Source organism: Streptomyces sp. SID4985 (assembly GCF_009863025.1).
GTDB lineage: Bacteria > Actinomycetota > Actinomycetes > Streptomycetales > Streptomycetaceae > Streptomyces.
In genome coordinates, this window is record NZ_WWIR01000544.1 from 1 (window position 1) to 6281 (window position 6281).

6 protein-coding genes are annotated in these 6281 nt (G+C 72.2%); 3 read left to right on the forward strand and 3 right to left on the reverse strand.

Annotation, left to right across the window (positions count from 1 at the left end; all coding sequences use genetic code 11):
- Together GTW40_RS23410 and GTW40_RS23415 are read left to right on the forward strand one after the other, a co-directional pair.
- The coding region (locus GTW40_RS23410; RefSeq protein WP_161182153.1) for a M4 family metallopeptidase at positions 1–383 on the forward strand (383 nt) is incomplete at its 5' end.
- A 70-nt stretch (positions 384–453) separates the two neighbouring features.
- Complete coding sequence (locus GTW40_RS23415; RefSeq protein ID WP_161182154.1) at positions 454–975, forward strand: DUF1990 domain-containing protein; 522 nt, start codon at positions 454–456, stop codon at positions 973–975.
- Here GTW40_RS23415 and GTW40_RS23420 read toward each other — a convergent pair.
- The 3 genes from GTW40_RS23420 to GTW40_RS23430 are packed head-to-tail and all read right to left on the reverse strand — an operon-like array spanning position 941 to position 4024.
- Entirely contained in the window at positions 941–1174 is a 234-nt protein-coding gene (locus GTW40_RS23420) for a hypothetical protein (RefSeq protein ID WP_161182155.1), read from the reverse strand. The genes GTW40_RS23415 and GTW40_RS23420 overlap by 35 nt on opposite strands.
- Positions 1171–1350 (reverse strand): hypothetical protein, encoded by a 180-nt coding sequence (locus GTW40_RS23425; RefSeq protein WP_161182156.1) that lies wholly within the window; start codon positions 1348–1350, stop codon positions 1171–1173. The genes GTW40_RS23420 and GTW40_RS23425 overlap by 4 nt, the downstream gene beginning before the upstream one ends.
- 55 nt (positions 1351–1405) lie before the next feature.
- Positions 1406–4024 carry a glycosyltransferase family 1 protein gene (locus tag GTW40_RS23430; RefSeq protein WP_161182157.1) on the reverse strand — a complete coding sequence of 873 codons (2619 nt, stop codon included), beginning with the start codon at positions 4022–4024 and terminating at the stop codon, positions 1406–1408.
- 840 nt (positions 4025–4864) lie between these two features.
- On the opposite strand from GTW40_RS23430, the gene GTW40_RS23435 reads away from it, so the two are divergent.
- Positions 4865–6281: maltotransferase domain-containing protein (locus tag GTW40_RS23435; protein ID WP_161182158.1), on the forward strand; the 1417-nt coding region annotated here is incomplete at its 3' end.

Sequence of the window (6281 nt, forward strand, 5' to 3'; positions counted from 1 at the left end):
CCCCGCTGCGCTACATGGACAAGCCCAGCAAGGACGGCGGCTCCGCCGACTACTGGTCCTCCTCCGTCGGCAGCAAGGACGTGCACTACTCGTCCGGCGTCGCCAACCACTTCTTCTACCTGCTCGCCGAGGGCAGCGGCGCGAAGACGATCAACGGGGTGTCCTACAACTCCCCGACCTCCAACGGCTCCACGGTCACCGGCATCGGCCGCGCCAAGGCGCTCCAGATCTGGTACAAGGCCCTCACGACGTACTTCACGTCGACGACCAACTACAAGTCGGCCCGCACCGGCACGCTGAACGCGGCGACGGCCCTCTACGGCTCCGGCAGCGCCGAGTACAACGCGGTGGCGGCGGCCTGGTCGGCGGTCAACGTCAGCTAGCGCAAGGCCACTTGAGCCAGGGCGCCCCCGGGAAGGAGCTCTTCCGGTGGGCGCCCTACTCTTGTGACCCATGTCCTCGGCGCCCTACACGTACGAGCCGGTCGGCGCGACGCGCGACGACCTCGCCGTCTGCCCGCCCGGCTTCCACCACCTCTACGTCCGCACCCGCATCGGCGAGGGCACGGGCCTCTTCCACCGGGCCGCACAGGCGCTGCTCACCTGGGAGATGCACCGCGAGATGGGCGTCGCCATGGACACCACCGCCGACCGCGCGGCCCCCGGCGTGGACGTGACCGTCGGCCTCGCGGGCCTGATCAAGGCCCCCTGCCGAATCGTCTGGACGGCCGACGAACCCCGCCGCGCGGGCTGGGCCTACGGCACCCTCCCCGGCCACCCCGAATGCGGCGAGGAGGCCTTCGTCGTCTCCCGCACCGGCGACGGCACGGTCTGGCTCACCGTCGCCGCCTACAGCCGCCCCGCCACGTGGTACGCCCACGCGGCGGGCCCCGCCGCCCGGGCTTTCCAGCACGCGTACGCCCGCCGCTGCGGCAAGGTCCTCAAGCGGCTGTGCGCCGACCAGGACGAGTCGTAGCCGCCGACGCGCGACTCCTCCGCACCCGACGCCGCACCCAGTCGCCGAGTTCCCCGATCGCACCGAAGAACAGCCCGGCGAGCACACAGCCGAGGAGGGGCGCGGGCCGGCCGAACGCCAGCCCCAGCAGCCACAGCGCCAGCCCGGCCGCCGGCCACCAGACAAGCAGGGACAGCGCGAGACGCGCGGCCCGGTTCACGCGCTCACCCCACGGGTGCGACGGCCGGTGAGGGCCGCCAGGGCGATCCCGGTCAGCGTCGCGAGACCCCCGGCTGCCGTCGCCGCGAACAGAACGGACTCCGACGCACCGGCCGGCCGGGGAACGGCGTTGATCAGCGCCCCGGCAGCCGGTACGGCCCTCACGAGCGACCTCATCGCTTTTGGCATGCTCTCTACACTCTAGCGACGACCGCACCCCCGGCCCACCCCGTTACCTCAGCAGCACCCCCGCCACCTCCACCGCGTCCTCCGGAGGAACCGTCACCAGCCCCGTCTCCGCCGGAGTGGCCAGCAGGCGGTGGGCCGGGAGGATGCGGACCGTGTACCCGAAGGGACCGGTGCGGTCGAGGAAGAGCGGGCCCTCGTACAGCCAGCGGCCCTCCAGGTCGGGGTTGCCCACCGGCTTCAGCGGGACGGCACTCGCGTCCGTGATGCGGTCGCCGGAGTCCACCCGCCCCGACACCACCTGGACCTCCACGTCGTCCGGGGTGAGGTCGCCGAGGCCGACCCGGACCCGCAGCCCGACACTCGTCCCCAGCTCGGCGGTGGCCGCCGGGGCGGTCGTCTCCACATGGTCCACGCTGACCCCGGGCCACGCCGCCCGTACCCGGGCCTTCCACCCGGCCAGGTCCCGCGCGGTGCCGGGGTCCAGGGCGCGGTGGGCCTGGGCGGCGGGGGCGTAGAGCCGCTCGACGTACTCCCGGACCATGCGCCCGGCCAGCACCTTCGGGCCGAGCAGGGTGAGGGTCTGGCGGACCATCTCGATCCAGCGGTCGGGCAGTCCGCCTCGGCCCTGCTCGTAGAAGCGCGGGGTGACCCGCTGTTCGAGCAGCTCGTAGAGGGCCGCCGCCTCGATGTCGTCCCGCCGGTCGGGATCGGTGGCCGCGCCGTCCGCCGTCGGGATGGCCCAGCCGAAGTCCGGCTGGAACCACTCGTCCCACCAGCCGTCCAGCACCGACAGGTTGAGGCAGCCGTTGAGCGCGGCCTTCATCCCGGAGGTGCCGCACGCCTCCAGCGGACGCAGCGGGTTGTTCAGCCAGACGTCACAGCCCGGGTAGAGCTTCTGCGCCATCCCCATGCCGTAGTCCGGCAGGAACACGATCCGGTGCCGCACCCGCGGATCGTCCGCGAACCGCACCAGTTCCTGCACCAGCCGCTTGCCGCCGTCGTCCGCCGGATGCGCCTTGCCCGCGACGACGATCTGCAGCGGCCGCTCCGGATGCAGCAGCAGCTCGGTCAGCCGCGCCTTGTCCCGCAGCATCAGCGTGAGCCGTTTGTACGACGGCACACGGCGGGCGAACCCGATGGTGAGCACGTCGGGGTCGAGCACCCCGTCGATCCAGCCCAGCTCGGCCCCGGCCGCCCCGCGCTGCCGCCAGGAGGCCCGCAGCCGGTCCCGCACCTCGAACACGAGCTGCTCGCGCAGGGTGCGGCGCAGATCCCAGATCTCCTGCGCGGAGATGTCGGCGACCGCGTCCCAGCGCTCCGAGGCGCCGATGGCCAGCGCGTCCTCGGCCCGCTGCGCGCCGAGCTGCCGCACCCCGAGCCGCAGTACCTCCGGGGCCACCCAGGTCGGCCCGTGCACCCCGTTGGTGACCGAGGTGATCGGCACCTCCTCGGTGTCGAACCCCGGCCACAGCCCGGCGAACATCCCCCGGCTCACCTGCCCGTGCAGCAGCGACACCCCATTGGCCCGCTGGGCCAGCCGCAGCCCCATCACGGCCATGTTGAACAGGTTCGGCTCGCCGCCCGGATACGTCTCGGTGCCGAGCGCCAGAATCCGCCGTACGTCGATGCCGGGCAGCTCGCCGTCCGGCCCGAAGAACCGCGCGACCAGCTCCCGCTCGAAGCGGTCGATCCCGGCCGGGACGGGCGTGTGCGTGGTGAACACCGTGCCGGACCGCACGGTCTCCAGCGCCGGTTCGAAGTCGAGCCCGTCCTCGCACAGCTCCGCGATCCGCTCCAGACCGAGGAAACCGGCGTGCCCCTCGTTGGTGTGGAACACCTCGGGCTCGGGGTGGCCGGTGAGACGGCAGTACGTCCGCACCGCCCGCACACCCCCTATGCCGAGCAGCATCTCCTGGAGCAGCCGGTGCTCACTGCCGCCGCCGTAGAGCCGGTCGGTGACGCCGCGTTCGCCGAGGTCGTTCTCCTCCACGTCGGAGTCGAGCATCAGCAGCGGCACCCTGCCGACCTGCGCCACCCAGATCCGGGCGTGCAGCGCGCGGCCGCCGGGCAGCGCGAGCCGGACCCCCGCGGGGGTGCCGTCGGCCTCCTTGAGCAGGCTCACGGGCAGCTCGTTGGGGTCGAGCACCGGGTAGTGCTCCTGCTGCCAGCCGTCACGGGAGAGGGTCTGGCGGAAGTAGCCGTGCCGGTAGAGCAGCCCGACCCCGATCAGCGGTACGCCGAGGTCGCTGGCCGCCTTCAGATGGTCGCCGGCGAGGATGCCGAGGCCGCCGGAGTACTGGGGCAGCGCGGCGGTGATGCCGAACTCGGGCGAGAAGTACGCGACGGCGGCGGGCAGCCCGTCGCCCTGGTGCTGATACCAGCGGTCGCCGCTCACGTAGTCCCCGAGGTCCCCGGCCACCGCCGCGAGACGGCGCAGGAACCGCCGGTCCTCGGCCAGCTCGGCGAGCCGCACGGGACTCACCCTCCCCAGCAGCCGCACCGGGTCGCCTCCGGCGGCCGCCCAGTGCTCGGGGTCCACCGCCTGGAACAGGTCGCGCGTTTCCACATGCCAGGACCAGCGCAGATTCCTCGCCAGATCACTCAGCGGGCGCAGGGGTTCGGGGAGAACGGGACGGACGGTGAACCGACGGATGGCCTTCAATTTCCACCTCGGACGCGTCGCTAGGTGAGACGCACAGCGCCGTGCGTCTCGTCGTCACTCCCGACGGTAGTGGTTACCGGAGGGTCGGTGGGGACGCATCCGGGTGAAGCGGTCGGAACGTGGCGCAAACGGTGACATGCCTTTACCCGGGGGCACCGGCGTCTTCCGGCCGAATGCGCGGGCGGCGCCGTCGCGCACCCGCGACTCCCGGGGCAGGCTGTGCGGAAGTCAACCCTGTTACGCACAAGGTCAGTTGCTGACCTTCTCTTGGGGAGTCAACACGGTCCCGGCGGGAATCGGGAAAAGGGGCCGGTCTTGTACGTAGACATACGCGCGAGTAGTTAACAAAGTGCCGGATTGCCCACCCGAACCGGGTGGGAAGGCTCCTCCGGTACGACCCCACAGGCGCACCACAGCACCACCGCAGGACCCACCTCGACGTTGACGCGGACAGGAGCGGTCATGCCCGCCAAGCACCACACGCCAGCGGCCAAGCCTCCGGCCGGAAACCAACCGCGGCCCCCCGACGCCCCCGACCCGGCGGCACCCCCGGAGACCACGCCCCGCCCCGAGCTCGCCGAGCAGGGGCGCCCGAAGCGGCCCCGAACCGGACGCCCGGGACCGGAGCGAGCGAAGGCCGACCGGCCCGGACGGGAGCGGACGGAGGCCGCCCCGACGGCGGACACGCGGGCCCGGACCGGACCGCCGGGGACGGCGTCCGCCGAAACCGCTGTCGCCCAGCCTCCGGCTCCACACGCCGAACCCGTCACCACACGGCCCCCGACCCCGACCGCCGTACCCGTCACCACGCGGCCTCCCGCCCCACACGTCCAAGCCCACCTGGAGGGACCCCCCACCACCGTCGTAGGCCGCATCCCCGCCCTCGACGTGCGCCCCGTCGTGCAGCACGGGCGCAAGCCCGCCAAGGCTGTCGTCGGAGAGGTGTTCCAGGTCAGCGCGACCGTGTTCCGGGAGGGGCACGACGCCGTGAACGCCGATGTCGTACTGCGCGGCCCCGACGGCCGTACCGGCCCCTGGACGCCGATGCGGGAACTCGCCCCCGGCACGGACCGCTGGGGCGCCGACGTGAGCGCGGACGCGACCGGGCACTGGACCTACACCGTGGAGGCGTGGTCGGACCCGCTCGCCACCTGGCGGCACACGGCCGGGATCAAGATTCCCGCGGGTATCGACACCGGTCTCGTGCTGGACGAGGGCGCGCGGCTGTACGAGCGGGCGGCGGTCGGGGTGCCGGAGGAGCTGCGGAAGACCGTACTGGAGGCGGCGGCCGCGCTGCGCGCCGAGGACCGCCCGGCGTCCTGGCGCCTGGCGGCGGCGCTGGCGCCCGAGGTCGTGGAGGTCCTGGAGCGTTATCCGCTACGGGAGTTGGTGACCGCGTCCGATCCCATGCCGCTGCTGGTCGAGCGCGAACGCGCCCTCTACGGCTCGTGGTACGAGTTCTTCCCGCGCTCGGAGGGGACGGAAGAGCAGCCGCACGGCACCTTCCGGACCGCCGAGCGTCGGCTGGAGGCCATCGCGGAGATGGGCTTCGACGTGGTGTACCTGCCGCCGATCCACCCCATCGGAACCACGCACCGCAAGGGCCGCAACAACACGCTCACCGCGACACCGGACGACGTGGGCGTGCCCTGGGCGATCGGCTCCCCCGAGGGCGGGCACGACAGCATCCACCCGCAGCTGGGCACGCTGGAGGACTTCGACCACTTCGTGGGCCGAGCACGTGAGTTGGGCCTGGAAATCGCCCTGGACTTCGCCCTCCAGTGCTCCCCCGACCACCCCTGGGTCGAGAAGCACCCCCAGTGGTTCCACCACCGCCCCGACGGCACGATCGCCTACGCCGAGAACCCGCCGAAGAAGTACCAGGACATCTACCCCATCGCCTTCGACGCCGACATGGACGGCCTCGTCACGGAGACGGTTCGCGTCCTGCGGCACTGGATGGAGCACGGCGTACGGATCTTCCGCGTCGACAACCCGCACACCAAGCCGGTCGTCTTCTGGGAACGCGTCATCGGCGAGATCAACCGCGCCGACCCCGACGTCCTCTTCCTGGCCGAGGCGTTCACCCGCCCCGCGATGATGCACACCCTCGCGCAGGTCGGCTTCCAGCAGTCGTACACCTACTTCACCTGGCGTAACGACAAACGGGAGTTGACGGAGTACCTCACCGAACTCTCGGGGGAGGCGGCCGCGTACATGCGGCCCAACTTCTTCCCCAACACCCCGGACATCCTGC

Coding starts and splice junctions, on each gene's coding strand:
- GTW40_RS23415 (WP_161182154.1), top strand. CDS start 454: ATGTCCTCGGCGCCCTACACGTACGAGCCGGTCGGCGCGACGCGCGAC.
- GTW40_RS23425 (WP_161182156.1), bottom strand. CDS start 1,350: ATGAGGTCGCTCGTGAGGGCCGTACCGGCTGCCGGGGCGCTGATCAAC.